Raw genomic sequence first — 22,596 nt, forward strand, 5'->3', positions numbered from 1 at the left:
TTTGATGCGGCAACCATAGAGCTGTGGGGACCTTTACTCAATGGCGGACGTTGTGTGCTGTATCCGCAGGACCAGCTGGACATTCATGCACTCAATACACTGATTGATAGTCAGGCCATTAATAGTATGTGGCTGACGGCCGGTTTGTTCAGTGAGTGGAGCCACCACTGTGACGGTCGTACTTCTCTGCGTTATGTACTGGCTGGCGGCGACATAGTCCACGGCGCTGATGTGATGCGGGTGCAGCAGGCATTACCGCAGGCACAAGTCATCAACGGCTATGGCCCGACGGAAAACACCACCTTCAGCTGTTGTTACGCGATACCGACATTACATGAAAGTCAGGATATTGCCATAGGTACGCCGCTGAATGGCGATCAGGCCCTGGTGCTGAGTGATGACCTGAGCCTGGTACCGTATGGCAGTGTGGGTGAATTGTGTGTAGGTGGCGACGGTCTTGCACTGGGTTATCTGAATCAACCTGAGCTGACGGCCGAGCGCTTTATTGACAATCCATTTTATGACTCTGAGGTGGCAGGCAGCTCGAAACGCTTGTATCGCACCGGCGATTTAGTGCGCTACCTGGCCGATGGCAACCTGGCCTTCGTGGGTCGTGCCGACGACCAAATTAAAATTCGCGGTTTCCGGGTTGAGCTGGGCGAGATAGCTCAGCAGTTAAGCCGCCAGACACAAGTAGACAGTGCACTGGTTCTGGCCAAAAACGGCCCGGCAGGCACCTATTTAGTGGCGTACGTCCAGCCAGTTGAGACCATCGCAGAGCAAGCACAGCCAGAGTTTATGACTCAGACGCTGGCCACGCTGGCACAAACCTTACCGGATTACATGGTGCCAAAGCTGGGTGTGGTGATTGACGAATGGCCACTGACGGCCAACGGCAAAGTAAACAAAAAAGCCCTGCCTGAAGCAGACACGTCGGCATTGCAGGGCACTTATGTGGCGCCGCAGGGAGAGCGCGAGCAATTAATCGTTACGCTTTGTGGCGAATTGCTGGCACAGCCTGCCGAGCAGCTCAGCGTTACGGCAAACTTTTTCACTCTGGGTGGGCATTCCCTGTTGCTTATGCAGCTGGCCAGCCGACTCAGACAGCAAGGTTTTGAGGTGGATGCACAGGCGCTGTTCGCCGCTCAGTCTTTACAGGAAATGGCACACGGACTAAGCCTTGCCACTACAGGCGACGCAGATGAAAGCCGTAGCCTGATCCCAGCTGGTTGCACCGCCATTACGCCGGATATGGTGCCGCTCGCTTCATTGAGCCAGGCCGAGCTGAACGACATCGCCACCGAGATCCCAGGGGGCATGGCCAACATTCAGGATATCTATCCGCTGGCGCCGTTACAGGAAGGGGTGCTGTTCGTACATAGCATGGACCCGGAGAACGACCCTTATGTCACTAACTATCTTTATGAATTAAAAAACGATGCAGCACTGACCCAGTTTACTGACAGCCTGAACTTTTTGCTGGCCCGTCATGATGTGCTGCGTACTGCCATTCTCTGGCAGGGCAAGCGTCAGGCATTACAGGTGGTCCAACGCTCTGTGACGCTGCCGGTGACACAGCTTGCCTGTGCCGGGGGACTGAGTGCACAGCAGACCATCACCGCACTGGCCGATGGTCCACAGTGGCTGGATCTGGCTCAGGCACCATTGTTACGCCTGCAGGTGTGTCAGGACCCGGATACGGGTTACCACTATGCACTATTACAGGCACACCACCTGATCATCGACCATGTTGCCATGGCGGTGATCCAGGATGAATTACACAGTTACAGCGCAGGCAAGGCGCAGAGCTTGCCTGCGCCAGCGTCTTACCGTCAGTTTATCAGCGACACCCTGGCGCGCATGGAAACGCTCGACATCGAAGGGTTTTTCTCTGAGTCGCTGGGCCATATCAGCGAGCCGACACTGCCCTTTGGGTTGCAGGATACCCAGGGTAATGGCGACACTATTCGAGAGCATAAAGTGGCTCTGAGTGATGCGTTGAGCAAGGCCATCCGCGCTTATGCAAAACAGCATGAAGTCAGTCCGGCGGCGATTTTCCACGCCGCCTGGGCACTGGTGCTGGGGGCTTGCAGCAATCAGCAGGAAGTGGTGTTCGGCACCGTGATGAGCGGTCGGATGAATGGCGGCGCAGGTGTAGAACGCCTGCTGGGCATGTTGATCAACACCTTACCCGTGGCGGTTGAGTTACAGGGATCTTCGGTCGCAGGCTTGATTAAAGACGTGGACAAACGATTGAAAGCGTTGCTGCCTTATGAGCAGGTGTCACTGGCACAGGCGCAGAAACACAGCGCGGTGGGCTCAGATGGTCCGTTATTCAGCGCGATGCTGAACTATCGCCACACCGAGCGGGATGAAGCCGATACGCCAGCACAAAGCAGCGATATTCAGGCATTGAGTGCACAGGAGCGCACCAACTACCCGTTTAACTTATCGGTGAATGATTACGGCGCAGCCCATGTGTTCAGCCTGGACTTACAAATTGATGAGCAGGTCGAGATCAGCCGCATTGCAGAGTATGTGATTACGGCGCTGAGTCAGCTGACGGACACAACTCAAACACAATCAGTGAGTGAACTGAGCGTATTACCGACGGATGAAGTGGCCAGATTACTGACACAGGGTCAGCGCAGCTTAGGCTACGACGACACGGCCTGTATTCATCATTTATTTGAACAGCAGGCAGAGGCTGCACCCGAGGCAATCGCCCTGGTGTTCCAGAACCAATCCATCAGTTACGCCGAGCTAAATCAGCGGGCCAATCAGCTGGCCCATTACCTGCTGAGTGAGCAACAGATCACACCAGAAACCCTGGTAGGGGTGTGCAGCAGCCGCTCGATGGAGATGATGGTGAGCATGCTGGCGATACTCAAAGCCGGTGGCGCGTACGTGCCACTGGATCCGGATTATCCGGCCAGTCGTCTGAGCTATATGGCAGTCGATGCAGGTCTGAAGCAAGTAATTGGGTATGGCAGTGGCCTGACCGTGGCTCAGAGCCTGATGAGCGAACAGGCAGGCACCGCCATAGATATTGCGGCCCTTGAATTGGATGACTATCCGCAGCACAACCCGGCTCTGGATGAGATCAGCAGTGACAGTCTGGCTTATGTGATTTACACCTCAGGTTCAACCGGTCAGCCTAAGGGCGTGCAGCTTATTCATCAGGGCGCAGTGAACCTGGCTCACAACCAGCAAGCCCGTTTTGCTACCTGTGCCGACAGTAAGGTGTTGCAATTTGCATCCATCAGTTTTGATGCAGCGACCTGGGAGTGGCTGATGGCCTTGATCCCGGGTGGTACCCTGGTGATTGCCGACGAATCACAACGTACGGATGTACAGCAGCTGTCTGAGCTGTTAAAAACGCAGCAGATCACCCATGCAACTTTGCCACCGGCGTTGTTATCGACCATGACGTTGCAGACAGATCTGGCGCTGCAATGTTTAATTGTGGCAGGGGAAGCCTGTGAAGAAAGTGTGGTGGCACGCTGGCGCGCACATTATCCTTTCTATAATGCTTATGGCCCGTCGGAGACCTCGGTCTGTGCGACTGTGGGTGAAATCACTGATGACACCATACACATCGGCACACCTTTGTGTAATGTTCAGACTTATGTGCTGGATCAGCAACAAAACTTATTGCCTCACGGTAGCTTAGGTGAGCTGTATGTCGGTGGTGACGGCCTGGCGCGTGGCTATCTGGGTCAGCCCGAGATGACGGCCGAGCGCTTTATTGACAATCCATTTTACGACCCCAAGGTGGCAGGCAGCTCGAAACGTCTGTATCGCACCGGCGATTTAGTGCGCTACCTGAACGATGGCAACCTGGCTTTCGTGGGCCGTGCCGACGACCAGATTAAAATTCGTGGATTCCGAGTTGAGCTCGGTGAAATCGCTCAGCGACTCAGCCAGCTGACTGAAATTGACTCCGCGGTTGTGGTGGCCAAAAAAGGTGCATCGGGCAATGACCTGGTGGCTTATGTACAGCCGACAGAGGTCGTCACAACTGAGGATCAGAGTGACTTTATCGGTGCGACTTTGGCACAGCTTGCCGCTCAGGTGCCAGAATATATGGTGCCTAAGCTGGCGGTGGTCATCGACGAGTGGCCATTGACGGCGAACGGAAAAATTAACAAAAAGGCGTTGCCTGAGCCGGATAAGGCATTGCTGCAAAATGCATATTGTGCACCGAGAAACAACACCGAAGCCACGCTGTGTGATATCTGGCAGGATTTACTGGGCATAGAGCAGGTGGGAATACAGGATAACTTCTTTACGCTGGGTGGCGACTCCATCATTGCCATTCAAATGGTCGGGCGCGCCAGACAACAAGGTCTACACCTGAACGTGAAACAACTGTTTGCCACCCCAAGTATTGCAACCCTGAGTGAACATGTTGAATTCAGTACTCGCATCAATGCGCAGCAGGATGCGGTGACCGGGGAGATGCCATTGCTGCCAATCCAGCAGCGCTTCTTTGCAGCAAACCGGGCTGCGCCAAGTCATTATAATCAGTCATTACTGCTCAGCGCGCCGGGTAACTTAACAAGTCACTTTTCTGAGCTGGTAAACGCATTGGTTGAACGCCATGACGCGTTGCGACTGCGGTTTGCAGAGGTCGCCAGCTTTGCGCCTCTTTGCGGTACGCAGGTGGCCAATATGCATCAGATAGTTGATTTGAGTGACCTGAACGAGGCGGATTTCAGTGCTGAGGTTGAGCGTCAGTGTGATGCATTGCAGCGGCAGCTGGATATAGAAAAGGGGCCATTGTGCAAGTTTGTGTATTTTTATGCCGGTGATGATAAGCCTGCACGGCTGTTTATGACCATTCATCACCTGGTTGTGGACGGGGTATCCTGGCGTATTTTGCTTCAGGATCTGGAAACCGCGCTGCAGGCAATCGAAACCGCACAGCCTATCCAGCTGGCGGAAAAAACCAGTTCTTATCAGGCCTGGGGCGAAGCGGTGAATGCGCTGGCGCAGTCCGAGGCACTGAGTGAACAACAGACTTACTGGCGTGACAGACTGTCGTTGTTCCCGGCTCAGTCTTCTGCCAAAGTAGCGGCCGAGCAGTGGCAAAATGTGTCCTTCTCTTTGGATGAATCGGACACCCGGATATTACTGGCAGACTGTCAGCAGGTATTCCACAGTAATGTGGACACGCTGATGCTCAGTGCTTTCCTGCTGGCTTATCAGACCACCTTTGACAGACCTTTGCTGCGTGTTGATATGGAAAGTCACGGCCGGGAAGAAGCCTTGTTTGACGGGCTGGATGTGACTCAGACAATGGGCTGGTTTACCAATCTTTATCCGCTGATCCTCGGGGGTCAGCAAGATGACCTGATCGCAACCGTTAAGTCGGTAAAACAGACGCTGCAACAATTGCCTATGCATGGTTTAGGGTATGGGTTAGTGTGGTGGCACGCTGGCGCGCACATTATCCTTTCTATAATGCTTATGGCCCGTCGGAGACCTCGGTCTGTGCGACTGTGGGTGAAATCACTGATGACACCATACACATCGGCACACCTTTGTGTAATGTTCAGACTTATGTGCTGGATCAGCAACAAAACTTATTGCCTCACGGTAGCTTAGGTGAGCTGTATGTCGGTGGTGACGGCCTGGCGCGTGGCTATCTGGGTCAGCCCGAGATGACGGCCGAGCGCTTTATTGACAATCCATTTTACGACCCCAAGGTGGCAGGCAGCTCGAAACGTCTGTATCGCACCGGCGATTTAGTGCGCTACCTGAACGATGGCAACCTGGCTTTCGTGGGCCGTGCCGACGACCAGATTAAAATTCGTGGATTCCGAGTTGAGCTCGGTGAAATCGCTCAGCGACTCAGCCAGCTGACTGAAATTGACTCCGCGGTTGTGGTGGCCAAAAAAGGTGCATCGGGCAATGACCTGGTGGCTTATGTACAGCCGACAGAGGTCGTCACAACTGAGGATCAGAGTGACTTTATCGGTGCGACTTTGGCACAGCTTGCCGCTCAGGTGCCAGAATATATGGTGCCTAAGCTGGCGGTGGTCATCGACGAGTGGCCATTGACGGCGAACGGAAAAATTAACAAAAAGGCGTTGCCTGAGCCGGATAAGGCATTGCTGCAAAATGCATATTGTGCACCGAGAAACAACACCGAAGCCACGCTGTGTGATATCTGGCAGGATTTACTGGGCATAGAGCAGGTGGGAATACAGGATAACTTCTTTACGCTGGGTGGCGACTCCATCATTGCCATTCAAATGGTCGGGCGCGCCAGACAACAAGGTCTACACCTGAACGTGAAACAACTGTTTGCCACCCCAAGTATTGCAACCCTGAGTGAACATGTTGAATTCAGTACTCGCATCAATGCGCAGCAGGATGCGGTGACCGGGGAGATGCCATTGCTGCCAATCCAGCAGCGCTTCTTTGCAGCAAACCGGGCTGCGCCAAGTCATTATAATCAGTCATTACTGCTCAGCGCGCCGGGTAACTTAACAAGTCACTTTTCTGAGCTGGTAAACGCATTGGTTGAACGCCATGACGCGTTGCGACTGCGGTTTGCAGAGGTCGCCAGCTTTGCGCCTCTTTGCGGTACGCAGGTGGCCAATATGCATCAGATAGTTGATTTGAGTGACCTGAACGAGGCGGATTTCAGTGCTGAGGTTGAGCGTCAGTGTGATGCATTGCAGCGGCAGCTGGATATAGAAAAGGGGCCATTGTGCAAGTTTGTGTATTTTTATGCCGGTGATGATAAGCCTGCACGGCTGTTTATGACCATTCATCACCTGGTTGTGGACGGGGTATCCTGGCGTATTTTGCTTCAGGATCTGGAAACCGCGCTGCAGGCAATCGAAACCGCACAGCCTATCCAGCTGGCGGAAAAAACCAGTTCTTATCAGGCCTGGGGCGAAGCGGTGAATGCGCTGGCGCAGTCCGAGGCACTGAGTGAACAACAGACTTACTGGCGTGACAGACTGTCGTTGTTCCCGGCTCAGTCTTCTGCCAAAGTAGCGGCCGAGCAGTGGCAAAATGTGTCCTTCTCTTTGGATGAATCGGACACCCGGATATTACTGGCAGACTGTCAGCAGGTATTCCACAGTAATGTGGACACGCTGATGCTCAGTGCTTTCCTGCTGGCTTATCAGACCACCTTTGACAGACCTTTGCTGCGTGTTGATATGGAAAGTCACGGCCGGGAAGAAGCCTTGTTTGACGGGCTGGATGTGACTCAGACAATGGGCTGGTTTACCAATCTTTATCCGCTGATCCTCGGGGGTCAGCAAGATGACCTGATCGCAACCGTTAAGTCGGTAAAACAGACGCTGCAACAATTGCCTATGCATGGTTTAGGGTATGGGTTATTAAAGTATATCCGGCAGGACGATGAGATCTGTGCGTTGGATAAGCGTAGTGTCGACCAGGCAATCGTCTTCAACTATCTGGGTAAACTAGACAATGTGACGGGCACGCAGGGGCGTCTGGCAATGGCGCAAGAATCGCGTGGCGCAGAGTCAGCCCCTGAGGCGGCCGACCTGCATCACTTAATGGTCAATGGTCAAAGTCAGGACAATCAGTTGAGATTTGATTTGAGCTTTGCGATGCCAAGTTATTCAGAGGCACAAATTGAGGCATTATCAGCCCGATTTAAAGCGGTTTTACTTCAGCTGGTAGCCAAGGCCAAAGCCGGTGCTGAGTGTCAGACTTTGATTGTCGAGGATTTCCCGGCAGCGACACTGGAACAGGCTCAGCTGGACTCATTGCAAGCTCAATATTCAGATATTGAAAGAGTGTATGTGGCAACGCCGATGCAACAGGGGATGATTTACCATGATTTGCTACAGCAAGATGCCAGTCTGTATACCACGCTGACACACTTTGAGCTTAATGGTGAGGTGGACACACCCGCCATGCAGCAGGCCTGGCAGAATGTGATTGCACGCCATGCAATTCTGCGCACCAGCTTCAGTGTGTTTGATGATGCAGATATTCATCAGGTGGTACATAACAATGCGCTCATTGAGATGGAAGTACTTGACTGGCAACATAAGTCCGCTGAGTTACTGGAAACCCAGCTCAGTGAGTTGCATCACGCCATTAAAGCCAAAGGGTTTGATTTTAATCTGGCCCCGTTGATGAGTCTGACACTGGTGCGTTTGCCTGCGCAAAAAGCCCAGCTTATCTGGTCTCATCACCATGTCTTGACCGATGGCTGGTGTCAGGCCACCTTGTTCTCCGAGGTACTGGGCTATTATCAGAGTCTGACCGGTGGACAACCTCTGACCTTGCCACCTGCAGCGAATTACGAGGACTATATTCAATGGTTATGTAACCAAAGTAGGGATGAAGCACGGGCTTTCTGGGATGCTGAACTGGCAGGAGTTAGTGCACCGACTACGTTGCAGTTACCTGCTGCGACCAGTGACGTTCCGTGTTATGACGAAATCAAATGGAGTTGTGATGAAACGCTTACCCGTCAGCTGAGTCAATTTGCGCAAAATCAGCAGGTCACTGCGAATGCTGTGCTGCAATTAGTATGGGCTTATACACTGCACCGCTATAGTGCGCAATCGGATGTATGCTTTGGCACCACCTTATCCGGGCGTCCGCCGGAAGTGGCGAATGTCGAGCAAATGATAGGGCTGTTTATTAATACGGTGCCGGTCAGGGTGCAACTGGACCATCAGGCCAGTATTGGTGCTCAGCTACAGCAAATGCATAAGGCGCACAGTCAGCGTGAACAGCATAGTTACCTGCCGTTGCCGGAGATATTAAGTTGCGGCGGGCATGGTATTCAGGGGGCAATGTTCGATAGCTTGTTTGTGTTTGAGAATTTCCCGGCCGATCTGCATGATACCGGAGCTCAGGCGCAGCACAGCGGAGCAAGTCAGTTACAGGTGAACAGTGCTGCATCGATTGAATACACCAACTACCCGGTTGCCATGACCGCCTCGATGCAGGGAGTATTGAGTTTACGATTGAGTTTCCATGGTCATCAGTATGAGCGCGCCGATATGGAAGGCTTGCTGGGCCACTTTAATACAGCACTGAGCAATCTTATGTCACTCGACGCCACAGCGTCGCTTAGTGAGATGGAGATTATGCAATCTCAGGAACAACAAGCACTGCTTGCAGCACCGAAAATGGCCTATGCCGATGCGCAGTTGCACAGCGTGATTGAGCAGTTTGACCACCATGTCCGTGCGACGCCTGAGCGTCCGGCGTTGGTCATGGATAATCAAACGCTCAGCTATGCGGAACTGGATAAGATGGCAACCACATTGGCTGCTCAATTAGTTCATGAATATGGTATACAACAGCGTGACCTGATAGGTTTATGTGTTGAGCGCTCAATCGACACTGTGGTGGGGGTTTTGGCAATTCTCAAAGCCGGTGGGGCATATGTACCATTGGATCCAAACAGTCCGGCAGAGCGTCTGAACTATATTATTAATGATGCCCACATTGCACTGTGTCTGGCGCAGCCTCAGTGTGCTGCGGCGCTCGATGAGGCGCAGTGTCAGGTGGTGAGCCTGGATGGCAAGGCACTGCTGAGTCAGGACCACGGCTTGACCCTTGTGTTACCCGAAGTGTTACTGAGCGACCCTGCCTATGTGATCTATACCTCAGGGTCGACAGGGGCGCCGAAAGGCGTGGTACAGACTCATCGTAATATGGCACGTTTATTCGCCAGTGCTGCCGAGGACTTTTCATTTAGCAATCAGGACACCTGGTGTTTGTTCCACTCCTATGCATTTGACTTCAGTGTCTGGGAGATTTGGGGCGCGCTCATTCACGGTGGCAAATTGTTGATCCCAACGCACCATCAGACCCGTGATACGGCTGCGTTTGTTGAGTTATGTCAGCAGCACCAGCTCAGTGTGTTAAATCAGACTCCGAGCGCCTTTGGGGTATTTGCTGAGCATGTGGTTGCGCACGATATCAGCCTGCCGGCACTGCGCTATGTGGTATTCGGGGGAGAAGCACTGCAAACACAGCATTTGCAAAGCTGGTGTCAGCATCCGGCAAATGCACAGACCGAATTGATTAACATGTATGGGATCACCGAGACCACAGTGCATGTCACCTTTGCGCCTATTGCGCGCCAGGAGATTGACCAGATCCACATTGGCAGGCCACTGGCGGATCAGGCTGTCTATATTCTAGATGCACAGCTGCAACCTGTGCCTGTGGGGGTCGCGGGAGAAATGTATGTCACAGGGGCTGGGCTTGCCGATGGCTATCTGGGCCGTGAGGCTTTGAGTGCCGAGCGCTTTATCGATAACCCTCATTGTGTCGGTACAGACTGCGAAAAACTGTATAAAACCGGAGATCTGGGTCGCCACCAGCGCGATGGGCGTATTCAGTTCATCGGTCGCATGGATGATCAGGTGCAGATCCGGGGTTTCAGGATTGAACTCGGTGAAGTCACGCATCAGTTAAGCAGTATCACTCATGTAGACAGTGCCGTAGTGATTGCCAGACAGAGCCAGGGGACTCAGGTGCTGCATGCTTATCTGAAGCTGGAACACAGTGTCGATGAGCAGCAGCATGCGCAGGAGGTTGAGCGTATCAAGCGCGAGGCCGCGGTTTTCTTACCCGCTTATATGGTACCTGAACAAATGACGCTGATGCAGGACTGGCCACTGACGGTGAATGGCAAAATCGATAAAAAAGCACTGCCGCAACCGGGCGAAGGGGTGTCAGGTAGCAAGCAGGTTGCACCGTCCTCGGAGACTGAGTGTCAGCTGCGGGATATCTGGGCTGAGTTACTGGATTATGATGGTGCGCGGATCAGTATTAATCAGTCTTTCTTCGAGCTGGGTGGCCACTCACTGAGCTTAATGAAGCTGGTACAACGCCTGCATCAGGTCTTCAACGTCTCTGTGTCGATTAAAGAAGCCATTGAGCATGCACAAATCGATCAACTGGCGCAGCTTCTGGATAAGAAAATACTGGACTTGCAGCTGAGTGAAATTAACGAAGCTGAGCTGGACGAAGTCGAGTTCTAAGCGGCTATTCCCGGTTGCCAATGGCACCGGGATGCGTGTTCATGATTGACAGCCGTGATCTCATGCATGAGATCACGGCTGCTTTACCGTGGTTGCACGGATAAAATGTTGTGCAACCCTGTTCGAGCAATGCAGTATGAAAGCGCTCAACCCTGCCTGATTTACTGGTCTTTTCGCTGTCAAGAGAGGTGACAGATCAGTGGCCTTGTCAAATCTTACAGGCAGTCATCACCACCCCGGTTCTGTTATAAATAGTCGTATGTAGTGACCACAGAAGTAACATGAAGTCAGTCTCTGGCGCATGTCTCGACTAACAGGACTTGAATGAATGGTTGAAATCAACAAATTATTAGCTGAACTGGTTGCTCAGGGAGTAGCAGTTTACCTGGATAATGGCAAGCTCAAGGCCAAAGCCCAGAAAGGGGCCCTGACCGCAGAGCATAAAGCGCTTATTAGCGCGAACAAGCATGACATTATTGCAACGCTGTCCCAATCCGCCCCCATTGAGCAGGTTGAGCGCATTCAGCCGGTGGCAGAGCAAGATAAACAACATAGTTTGTCGTTTGCTCAGCAGCGTCTGTGGTTTGTCAATCAACTACAAGGCGGTGGCAGTGAGTACAACATGCCGATGGCCTACTCGGTGTATCAGCCGTTTGATGTACCACGTGCCACGCATGCGTTGCGTACCATTATCGCGCGTCATGAGATTCTCAGAACGGGCTATGAAGCCAGTGACGAAGGACCCCGGCGCCTGGTACGTGAACAAGTCAGTAATGAGGTGCAGTTTACCGATCTGAGTGCGCTGGCGGAACCTGTGCAGCGGGACGAGGTCAAGGCACTGGCGCTGGCCCATGCCGGACGGGAATTTGATCTGCAACACGATGCACTGCTGGATATTCACTATGTCAAACTAACCGATACGCCATCTGGTACTCAGCCGCATGGTATTTTGCTGTTTAACATGCACCATATCGCGTCCGACGCCTGGTCGATGGACATACTTAAAAATGAATTTATGACGCTGTACAGCAGCGAACAGGGTTTGCCCCCTTTAACGGTGCAGTACAGTGACTTTGCTCACTGGCAGCAAAACTGGGCAAAGTCGCAGGACTATCAGGACCAGTTAGCCTACTGGCGTTCACATCTCACGGGCTTACCAGAATTACACAGCCTGACTCCAGATCACCCCAGACCGGCGAAGAAAAAGTTCAGTGGTAAAAAGTGCAATCAAACACTCAGTACTGAACTGACGGAAAAATTAGTAACCATTGCCCGTCACTATCAGTTATCACCCTTTATGTGTCTGCACAGTGCGCTGGTATTGCTACTCCATACTTTTACAGCCAGCCGGGATATTGTGGTGGGCACCACAGTTGCTAACCGGGCTCAGGCCGAAGTGGCCCAGCTGATAGGGTGTTTCCTAAATCGTCTGGTATTGCGGGTTGAGCTTAAAGCCCAGTCCCTGGATAGTTATCTGCAACATATTCGGCAAGTTCATTTGTCGGCTCAGGCCAATCAGGATGTGCCTTTTGAGCACCTGGTTGAGCAGCTCGATGTAACCCGCTCTAATAGCTATACGCCGCTATTTCAAATTCAGCTGACCTGCAATGACAGTGGGTTAGCTGACAGCCCGCAGGCGCCGAAAAGCACGCCGTTCAGACCTTATGTGCCCGAAGATATGACCATGACAATTCGCGGTGATATTGATATCCATGCAGAGCTTGGTCAGCAGGGGACCGTGATCGGCTGGTCATATGATGATGCCTTGTACAGTGAGCAAAGCATCACGACCATGATGGCACATCTTGAAACCATTTTAGAAAACTATGCCCGTTGTCTGGACACAGAACATGGATTTGACACTTCTATTGATGCTTTGACAGCGCTCAGCGATACGCAGTTTAGTCAGTTACAAACCCAGTTGCCAGTCACACACAGCGCTTACGACGCGCGCAGTTTGACAGAGCGATTTGAGCAGCAGGCTGCACTGACACCGGATGCGATTGCCGTACACAGTGATACCGAACAGCTTAGCTATGCGCAGCTTAATGCGCAGGCGGCTAAACTGGCTGACTGTTTACAGGAGCAGGGCGTTGAGCCCGGCGATCTGGTGGGTGTTTGCATGCCACGCAGTGCTTGCCTGATGGTCAGCTTACTAGGCGTGCTCAAAGCCGGGGCAGCCTATATTCCGTTTGAACCCAGCAACACCAAAGCCCGTAACCAGCAAATTATCGCTGATGCCGCTCTGGAGTGGGTGATTGTCAGTGACGCACTGGCCGCCCGTGTTCCGGATGCCGGGGTTGACCTGCTGTTACTGGAGCAGGATGTCACTGATGCAAACTGGCTCAGTGGCTATGACAGCGATTTTGGCGCGGAAACGGTTGCCCATGACAGCCCCGCGTATGTGATTTACACCTCAGGCTCCACCGGCACCCCCAAAGGCGTGGAGATCAGCCACCGGGCCCTGATGGATTATTTGAACTTTGCCCTCAAAGGCTACTATGCCGACCACCTCAACGGCTCACTGCTGGTGACATCACACGGTTTTGATATTGGTGTTCCGAGTTTGTACTTACCGCTCTTGAGTGGTGGCAGTGTGCAATTGCTGGATAATCAGGAGTTGTTACCGGTCCTGAGTAAAGCGCTGAATAAAGCGGATGAGCCACGACTGGTGCGGATGACGCCGCATCATGTGGAAGGGATACTGGCCTTGCAGGAGGCGCCGCTTGCAGGCGTGCAGCACGTGTTTGTGATTGGCGGTGAGCGCTTTGAGCGCGATGTGGCACTGGCCTTACAAACCCAGTTCCCGGACAGTCAGGTATTCAACCACTATGGTCCGTCTGAGGCTACGGTAGGCTGTGTGATGTATGACATCAGTGCCAATCAGGCCGACTTACCGGCGGAGCTACCCATTGGCCGGGCCATGGACAACACCTATGCCTATGTACTGGATGCGCAGCTTAACGCCCTGCCACAGGGTGCCCGGGGTGAGTTGTTTGTCGGCGGGCCGTGTCTGGCCACAGGTTATGTGAATAACCCGACGCTGAGCGCCGAGCGCTTTATTGAGAACCCGTTTTATGACCCCAGTGATGCGACCAGTCCGGCCCGTTTGTATCGCACCGGCGATCAGGTGCGCTATCAAAACAGTGGCGAGCTGATGTTTTTAGGACGCATAGACGAGCAGGTTAAGATCCGGGGTTTCCGGGTGGAGCTGGGTGATATCAGCAGCCAGTTGCAGCAAGTCACTGGCGTTGAATCCGCTGAGGTGTTGTGTAAACCCCTGTCTACCGGCCCGGAGCTAGTCGCCTATATCAAGGCACAAGACTCGGCGCAGCTGGGTGCGCTTTTGAGTGACTGTGAGCGTCTGCTGGGTGAGCAGTTACCGGCCTATATGGTACCGGCCCACTTTGTTGGGCTGCAACACTGGCCGCTGACAGCGAACGGTAAACTGGACAAAAAAGCACTGCCGGACCCGCAGGAAAAAGCTGCGGCCCAACACGTTGCGCCACGCACAGCAACGGAGGCGCGGAAACGGTTGCCCATGACAGCCCCGCGTATGTGATTTACACCTCAGGCTCCACCGGCACCCCCAAAGGCGTGGAGATCAGCCACCGGGCCCTGATGGATTATTTGAACTTTGCCCTCAAAGGCTACTATGCCGACCACCTCAACGGCTCACTGCTGGTGACATCACACGGTTTTGATATTGGTGTTCCGAGTTTGTACTTACCGCTCTTGAGTGGTGGCAGTGTGCAATTGCTGGATAATCAGGAGTTGTTACCGGTCCTGAGTAAAGCGCTGAATAAAGCGGATGAGCCACGACTGGTGCGGATGACGCCGCATCATGTGGAAGGGATACTGGCCTTGCAGGAGGCGCCGCTTGCAGGCGTGCAGCACGTGTTTGTGATTGGCGGTGAGCGCTTTGAGCGCGATGTGGCACTGGCCTTACAAACCCAATTCCCGGACAGTCAGGTATTCAACCACTATGGTCCGTCTGAGGCTACGGTAGGCTGTGTGATGTATGACATCAGTGCCAATCAGGCCGACTTACCGGCGGAGCTACCCATTGGCCGGGCCATGGACAACACCTATGCCTATGTACTGGATGCGCAGCTTAACGCCCTGCCACAGGGTGCCCGGGGTGAGTTGTTTGTCGGCGGGCCGTGTCTGGCCACAGGTTATGTGAATAACCCGACGCTGAGCGCCGAGCGCTTTATTGAGAACCCGTTTTATGACCCCAGTGATGCGACCAGTCCGGCCCGTTTGTATCGCACCGGCGATCAGGTGCGCTATCAAAACAGTGGCGAGCTGATGTTTTTAGGACGCATAGACGAGCAGGTTAAGATCCGGGGTTTCCGGGTGGAGTTGGGTGATATCAGCAGCCAGTTGCAGCAAATCACTGGCGTTGAATCCGCTGAGGTGTTGTGTAAACCCCTGTCTACCGGCCCGGAGCTAGTCGCCTATATCAAGGCACAAGACTCGGCGCAGCTGGGTGCTCTGCTGAGTGACTGCGAGCGTCTGCTGGGTGAGCAGTTACCAGCCTATATGGTACCGGCCCACTTTGTCGGGCTGCAACACTGGCCGCTGACAGCGAACGGTAAACTGGACAAAAAAGCACTGCCGGACCCGCAGGAAAAAGCCGCGGCCCAACACGTTGCGCCACGCACAGCAACGGAGCAGCAGCTGGTTGAGCTGTGGTCTTCATTATTAAAGTTAACGCCGGAGCATATAAGCGTAGACAGCAGCTTCTTTAAGCTGGGTGGACATTCTTTGTTGTCGGTGCGTTTAGTGGCCGCAATCAAACAGGCCTTCGGGGTTGAATTCAGTATCAGCGAGTTGTTTGAACATGCGAGCATCGCCAGCCAGGCACAACAGGTCGAGCATAAACAGGCACAGGGAGGCAGCACAGCACAGCGTATAGAAGTGCAGGCCCGTCCGCAAGATGGTCGCATGGCCGCATCCTTTGCGCAGCAACGACTGTGGTTCATCGACCGCTTACAGGGTGGTTCGGCGCAATACAACATGCCAGCCGCGTTTGAAGTGAGCGGTGAGCTGGACCTGAACGCTGTTGAGGCAGCATTAAACACCATAGTTGCGCGTCACGAAGTACTGCGCAGTGTTTATCGGGACGGCGACTCGGGAACAGAGCAGGTGATCCAGACTGACGTACACTTCACACTGGATTATGAAGACCTCAGGTTGCTGAGCCCGGCAACACAGCAACAGACAATTGCGTCACTGATCCCACGCTTACAATCACAGCCGTTTGACCTGAGCAAGGACCTGATGATCCGGGCTGCGTATATAGATACGGGTGCCGATTCCGAGCATGCGTCTGTGTTACTGTTTAATATCCACCATATCGCTTCTGACGGATGGTCGTTGCAGCTGCTGGTGAAAGAGTTTGTACTGTTGTATCGGGCATACACGCAAAGTCAGGACAATCCGCTGACCCCGTTATCGATTCAGTACGCTGATTATGCTCACTGGCAACATAGCTACCTGAGCGGCCCGGTTCTGGAGCGCCAGTTAACCTACTGGAGTGAGCAATTATCTGATCTGCCTCCGGTACACAGCCTGCCGCTGGACCATCCGCGTCCGCAGGTCAAGCAGCATGTCGGGGAGCTGGTACAGGGTAAACTGGATAGTGATGTCGCAGCTGGGCTGGCCGAGCTGGCTCAATCGCAGGGACTAACCTCCTTTATGCTATTGCACAGCGCGCTTTCATTATTGCTGAGCAGACACAGTAACAGCAAAGACGTGGTGATAGGCACACCGGTTGCGAATCGCACACAGACTGAACTTGAGTCTTTAATTGGCTTTTTTGTCAATACACTCGTGCTGAGAGTGAACACGGCTCAGCCCGACATAACGCGTTACTTAGAGCATGTTAAAGCGGTGCACCTTGGCGCACAGTCGCATCAGGACGTGCCATTTGAACAGCTGGTTGAGCGATTAAATGTGCCCAGAAGTACAGCACATTCGCCACTATTTCAAATTATGCTCACCACGCAGACCGATTATGGCCTTGATGACCAGGCCACCGAGCAGGGGGAGCTGGACCTGAACGGGGCTGCACTGACCATGCGTGGCGCAGCACAGACGGTTGCCAAATTCGATATTGAAGTCAACATAAGTACGTCAGCGCAGGGGGTTGCGATTAACTGGGTGTATGACAAAGCCTTGTTTACGCACGCGCACATCAGTACGCTCAATCGCCATCTGATGCAGATATTGACTCAGCTATCACAGCTGCAATCCACGTCAGTGCCGTTAAGTAGCATCGCGTTGTTATCCGCACAGGAGCGAACGCATTTACTTGAGACACTCAATCCGACACCGGTTGATTATGACACTTCGCTGACGATGGCGCAGTGGATTGAACGTCAGGTCGCTAAAACCCCGACGCAAACCGCGCTATGTTACGAAGGGCAGACACTGAGTTATCAGTCTCTCAATGATAAAGCGAACCAGCTGGCCAGGCACCTGCGTGCAGAGCATCAGGTTGCTCCAGGCACTCTGGTGGGCGTATGCATGACTCGTTCTCTGGAAATGGTGATCGGCATACTGGCCATACTGAAAGCCGGTGGTGCCTATGTGCCGCTTGACCCAACACTGCCAGAAACACGTCTAGACTATATGCTGGCACACGCAGGTATTACGACCATCTTGACGCAAAGTGAACATCAGTCTAAGTGTCAGGCAAACAATGAAAATACGCCAGCACTGATCCTGATGGAGTTTATCGGGACGGCGACTCGGGAACAGAGCAGGTGATCCAGACTGACGTACACTTCACACTGGATTATGAAGACCTCAGGTTGCTGAGCCCGGCAACACAGCAACAGACAATTGCGTCACTGATCCCACGCTTACAATCACAGCCGTTTGACCTGAGCAAGGACCTGATGATCCGGGCTGCGTATATAGATACGGGTGCCGATTCCGAGCATGCGTCTGTGTTACTGTTTAATATCCACCATATCGCTTCTGACGGATGGTCGTTGCAGCTGCTGGTGAAAGAGTTTGTACTGTTGTATCGGGCATACACGCAAAGTCAGGACAATCCGCTGACCCCGTTATCGATTCAGTACGCTGATTATGCTCACTGGCAACATAGCTACCTGAGCGGCCCGGTTCTGGAGCGCCAGTTAACCTACTGGAGTGAGCAATTATCTGATCTGCCTCCGGTACACAGCCTGCCGCTGGACCATCCGCGTCCGCAGGTCAAGCAGCATGTCGGGGAGCTGGTACAGGGTAAACTGGATAGTGATGTCGCAGCTGGGCTGGCCGAGCTGGCTCAATCGCAGGGACTAACCTCCTTTATGCTATTGCACAGCGCGCTTTCATTATTGCTGAGCAGACACAGTAACAGCAAAGACGTGGTGATAGGCACACCGGTTGCGAATCGCACACAGACTGAACTTGAGTCTTTAATTGGCTTTTTTGTCAATACACTCGTGCTGAGAGTGAACACGGCTCAGCCCGACATAACGCGTTACTTAGAGCATGTTAAAGCGGTGCACCTTGGCGCACAGTCGCATCAGGACGTGCCATTTGAACAGCTGGTTGAGCGATTAAATGTGCCCAGAAGTACAGCACATTCGCCACTATTTCAAATTATGCTCACCACGCAGACCGATTATGGCCTTGATGACCAGGCCACCGAGCAGGGGGAGCTGGACCTGAACGGGGCTGCACTGACCATGCGTGGCGCAGCACAGACGGTTGCCAAATTCGATATTGAAGTCAACATAAGTACGTCAGCGCAGGGGGTTGCGATTAACTGGGTGTATGACAAAGCCTTGTTTACGCACGCGCACATCAGTACGCTCAATCGCCATCTGATGCAGATATTGACTCAGCTATCACAGCTGCAATCCACGTCAGTGCCGTTAAGTAGCATCGCGTTGTTATCCGCACAGGAGCGAACGCATTTACTTGAGACACTCAATCCGACACCGGTTGATTATGACACTTCGCTGACGATGGCGCAGTGGATTGAACGTCAGGTCGCTAAAACCCCGACGCAAACCGCGCTATGTTACGAAGGGCAGACACTGAGTTATCAGTCTCTCAATGATAAAGCGAACCAGCTGGCCAGGCACCTGCGTGCAGAGCATCAGGTTGCTCCAGGCACTCTGGTGGGCGTATGCATGACTCGTTCTCTGGAAATGGTGATCGGCATACTGGCCATACTGAAAGCCGGTGGTGCCTATGTGCCGCTTGACCCAACACTGCCAGAAACACGTCTAGACTATATGCTGGCACACGCAGGTATTACGACCATCTTGACGCAAAGTGAACATCAGTCTAAGTGTCAGGCAAACAATGAAAATACGCCAGCACTGATCCTGATGGATGGATACGCGCAGGACGCGACACGTTTTGAAGATTATGCAACCCAGGATCTGAGTCCGCAGGAAACCGGGCTGAGTGCTCAGGATATGGCCTATATGATTTATACCTCAGGGTCGACAGGAAAACCCAAGGGAGTGTTAGTCAGCCATCAGGCTTTGGTTAACCGGGTTGACTGGATGGATAAGCAGTATGGTTGCGATCATCACGATGTTATTTTGCAAAAAACGCCGTTTGGCTTTGATGTCTCCGTCTGGGAATTTATGTGGCCGTTATGTCGCGGTGCCCAGATGGTGCTGGCACGGCCTGAGGGACATAAAGATCCGCAGTATTTGTGTCAGTTAATACGCCAAAACGGTGTGACTAAGTTGCACTTTGTTCCTTCCATGCTGGGCATCATGCTGGATTATGGCGCGCTGGCGCAGTGCACCAGTATTCGTCAGGTATTTTGTAGTGGGGAGGCGTTACAGGTCAAACAAGTACAGGGCTTCAGAGCCAGTTTGCCTGATGCACAACTACACAACCTCTATGGGCCAACCGAAGCGGCAATTGATGTCAGTTATTGGGATTGCTCGCAGCCAATCAGCACCACAGTGCCCATAGGTAAACCCATTCAGAACATCCAGCTGTTGATCCTTGATGACGACTTGCAGCTGGTGCCCTTTGGCAGTGCCGGAGAGTTGTTTATCGGCGGGGATGGTCTGGCCTGGGGATACCATAACCAGCCAGAGCTGACTGCTGAGCGGTTCATTAACAATCCATACCAGAGCGAAATGGGCGCGCGGGCCAGTACCCGCCTGTACCGAACCGGTGATTTAGTGCGTTATCTGGATAACGGCGATATTGAGTATCTCGGACGCAGCGATGATCAGATAAAAATCAATGGACTACGCATCGAGTTGGGAGAAATAGAAAGTGCCTTACTGGCGCAACCTGAAGTGGATTCAGCCCTGGTTACCACCATTGAGCTGGACCAGGCAACCCCGACTCTGGTGGCCTATTTTAAAAGCACGCTAACTGCCACTGAGCTGGATGAAGCACAGCTAACCGAGCAGTTACAAGAGCGACTGAGTCAGAGTTTACCGGCCTATATGGTGCCAACTCTGTTGTGCCATGTTTCACCCTGGCCAGTGACCGCAAATGGCAAAGTCGACCGCCGCGCTCTGCCAACGCCAGCACGTAAAAATGTGGCGGCACTCGCGCCACAAACGGACATGGAAAAGCAGCTGGCGACCTTGTGGCAGCAGGTTCTGCAGTGCCCGAAACAGACGATTTATAAAGAGAGTGATTTTTTTGCACTCGGAGGCAGCTCGCTGAAGTTGATCACGCTGGCGATGCTGATTGAAAAGTCTTTCGCCTGTGCAGTTTCACTGGAGCAGTTGTTTAAAACGACGCAGCTGGCAGCTCAGGCAGACTTGATTGCAGCGGGCGGCACCGAGCAGGCGACGCCACAGCTGAAGCCATTAAACAGCAGCACAGATGCAGCATTCATTGTGTTGTGTTTGCCGGGCGCGGCCGACCTGGCGCGCAGCTTTACGCCGCTAGCTCAAGCCCTGGAGGGAGAAGTGGCGGTCTATGGCTATGAACACTTGCCTGAACATGCTGCTGCTTCAAGCATTCAGGCCTATGCAAATGAATATTGCGCGCATATTCGCAACCATTTTATGCAGCCACTTAAAGCGGGTCGTTTGGTGCTAATAGGCCACTCTATGGGCGGACTATTAGCGGCTGAGATCAGCAAGCAGCTGGCATTGACCCCGCCTGTGCTGACCATATTGCTGGACAGCTATATAGCCTGTTCCCAAGTCAATGAGACAAACACGGAGCTGGCTCTACAGGCTCTGATTCAACAGCTGGCAATCCCTGCGGGTTTTGCCGAGCAGTTTGAGCGCCTGATGTTACGTCATACCAGTCTGGCTAAAGGCTATCAGCTGACGAGCGAAGTAGCACAGCGTTGCTTCCTGATTGGTGCCCGGGCAAACCCCAGCTGGACCGAAACCTATCAGATATTTTTGAGAGATAAATTACAGCTACCTCACAGCAGTGTGGCCGGCGATCACTATTCAATTTTGTGGCAGGAAAATATCGAAGAACTGACTGCCCAGATAAAACAGCAGATTGATCAGCGTATTGGCAAACAACAGTTACAACAAGAGAGATTTGAAGATGACAGTGTTAGAGAAGTATAGCGTGGAGGATTTACAGTCAGTTAAGGGCATGCCTCTGCTACTGGAAGTCGCTTTAGAGGGACAAAGAGCCACTCATTGGGCTGCTGAGCATGCCGGGCAAATAGATGCTCTGCTCAATGACAATGGCGCAGTGATGTTACGTGGCCTCAACATTATGAGCAGTAAACAGTTTGGTCAGGTGCTGAGCACGTTATTTGACGCTGAATTGTTGAATTACTCTTATCGCTCAACACCACGCACTGAGCTAAAAGGCAATGTGTACACCGCGACGGAATATCACCCGGATGAAGTGATCCCGCAGCACAATGAGCACGCTTATTCAAACAAGTGGGCGATGCGACTGGGACTATGTTGTTTGCTCCCCCCGCAGGCCGGAGGTGAAACCCCAATCGCTGACAGCCGGGAGGTATTTAAACGTATTCCGCAGGAGATCCGCGAAAAGTTTGCAGCGAAGAAAGTGAAGTATGTACGCAACTACGGTGATATTGATTTGCCCTGGAGCGAGGTATTTCAGACCACGGACAAGCGTGAAGTTGAGCAGTATTGTTTCAATAATCAGCTCGATTTTGAGTGGATTGGCGAGCACCGTTTGCGTACCTCGCAGGTCAACCCTGCCATTGCCAGACACCCTAAAACCGACGAACAGGTGTGGTTCAACCAGGCGCATTTATTCCATGTGTCCTCGCTGGGTGAGGAAACCTGTGCCCAGTTGCTCAGTGCCTGTGGGGAAGATGGTTTGCCGCGTAACGCATTCTATGGTGACGGTGAGCCGCTGGAACCTGAAGTGCTGGACATCATTCGTGCCGCTTATGATGACACAACGCTTTACACCCCCTGGCAAAAAGGCGATCTGATGCTGGTTGACAATATGCTGTTTACCCATGGTCGACGACCCTTTAGTGGTGACCGTAAGGTCCTGGTTGGCATGGCCAGAGAATATGGGTGGTAAGTACTCACTATATGATTTTGTATTTCAAAAGCAGGCATTACCAAGATAACACATTAATTGAATTGGACAGCGGGTCCAGTCCGCAGTG

General features: G+C 52.9%; 5 protein-coding genes and 1 pseudogene. All 6 read left to right on the forward strand.

The genetic code is table 11. From position 1 onward, the window contains the following. Window positions 1–5,415: pseudogene (locus PRUB_RS19640) on the forward strand (amino acid adenylation domain-containing protein); the annotation flags it as partial. 17 nt (window positions 5,416–5,432) lie between these two features. Next, a complete protein-coding gene (locus PRUB_RS26510) occupies window positions 5,433–11,012 on the forward strand; it encodes a non-ribosomal peptide synthetase (RefSeq protein WP_242065265.1) in 5,580 nt (1,859 codons plus the stop codon). Window positions 11,013–11,340: 328 nt separating this feature from the next. Next, window positions 11,341–14,574: a non-ribosomal peptide synthetase gene (locus PRUB_RS19665; RefSeq protein WP_198452395.1), complete on the forward strand. Its 3,234-nt coding sequence runs from the start codon at window positions 11,341–11,343 to the stop codon at window positions 14,572–14,574. Next, window positions 14,571–17,789 (forward strand): condensation domain-containing protein, encoded by a 3,219-nt coding sequence (locus PRUB_RS19670; protein ID WP_198452396.1) that lies wholly within the window; start codon window positions 14,571–14,573, stop codon window positions 17,787–17,789. Before PRUB_RS19665 ends, PRUB_RS19670 begins: the two co-directional genes overlap by 4 nt. Further along, on the forward strand, window positions 17,786–21,559 hold the full coding sequence (locus tag PRUB_RS19675; protein WP_198452397.1) for a non-ribosomal peptide synthetase: 3,774 nt from the start codon (window positions 17,786–17,788) through the stop codon (window positions 21,557–21,559). The genes PRUB_RS19670 and PRUB_RS19675 overlap by 4 nt, the downstream gene beginning before the upstream one ends. After that, the gene (locus PRUB_RS19680) at window positions 21,537–22,508 is read left to right on the forward strand and encodes a TauD/TfdA family dioxygenase (RefSeq protein WP_010386720.1); all 972 of its coding nucleotides are present in this window, start codon (window positions 21,537–21,539) and stop codon (window positions 22,506–22,508) included. Before PRUB_RS19675 ends, PRUB_RS19680 begins: the two co-directional genes overlap by 23 nt. Window positions 22,509–22,596 lie beyond the last annotated feature (88 nt).

This window comes from Pseudoalteromonas rubra (assembly GCF_000238295.3).
Taxonomy (GTDB): Bacteria; Pseudomonadota; Gammaproteobacteria; order Enterobacterales; family Alteromonadaceae; genus Pseudoalteromonas; species Pseudoalteromonas rubra.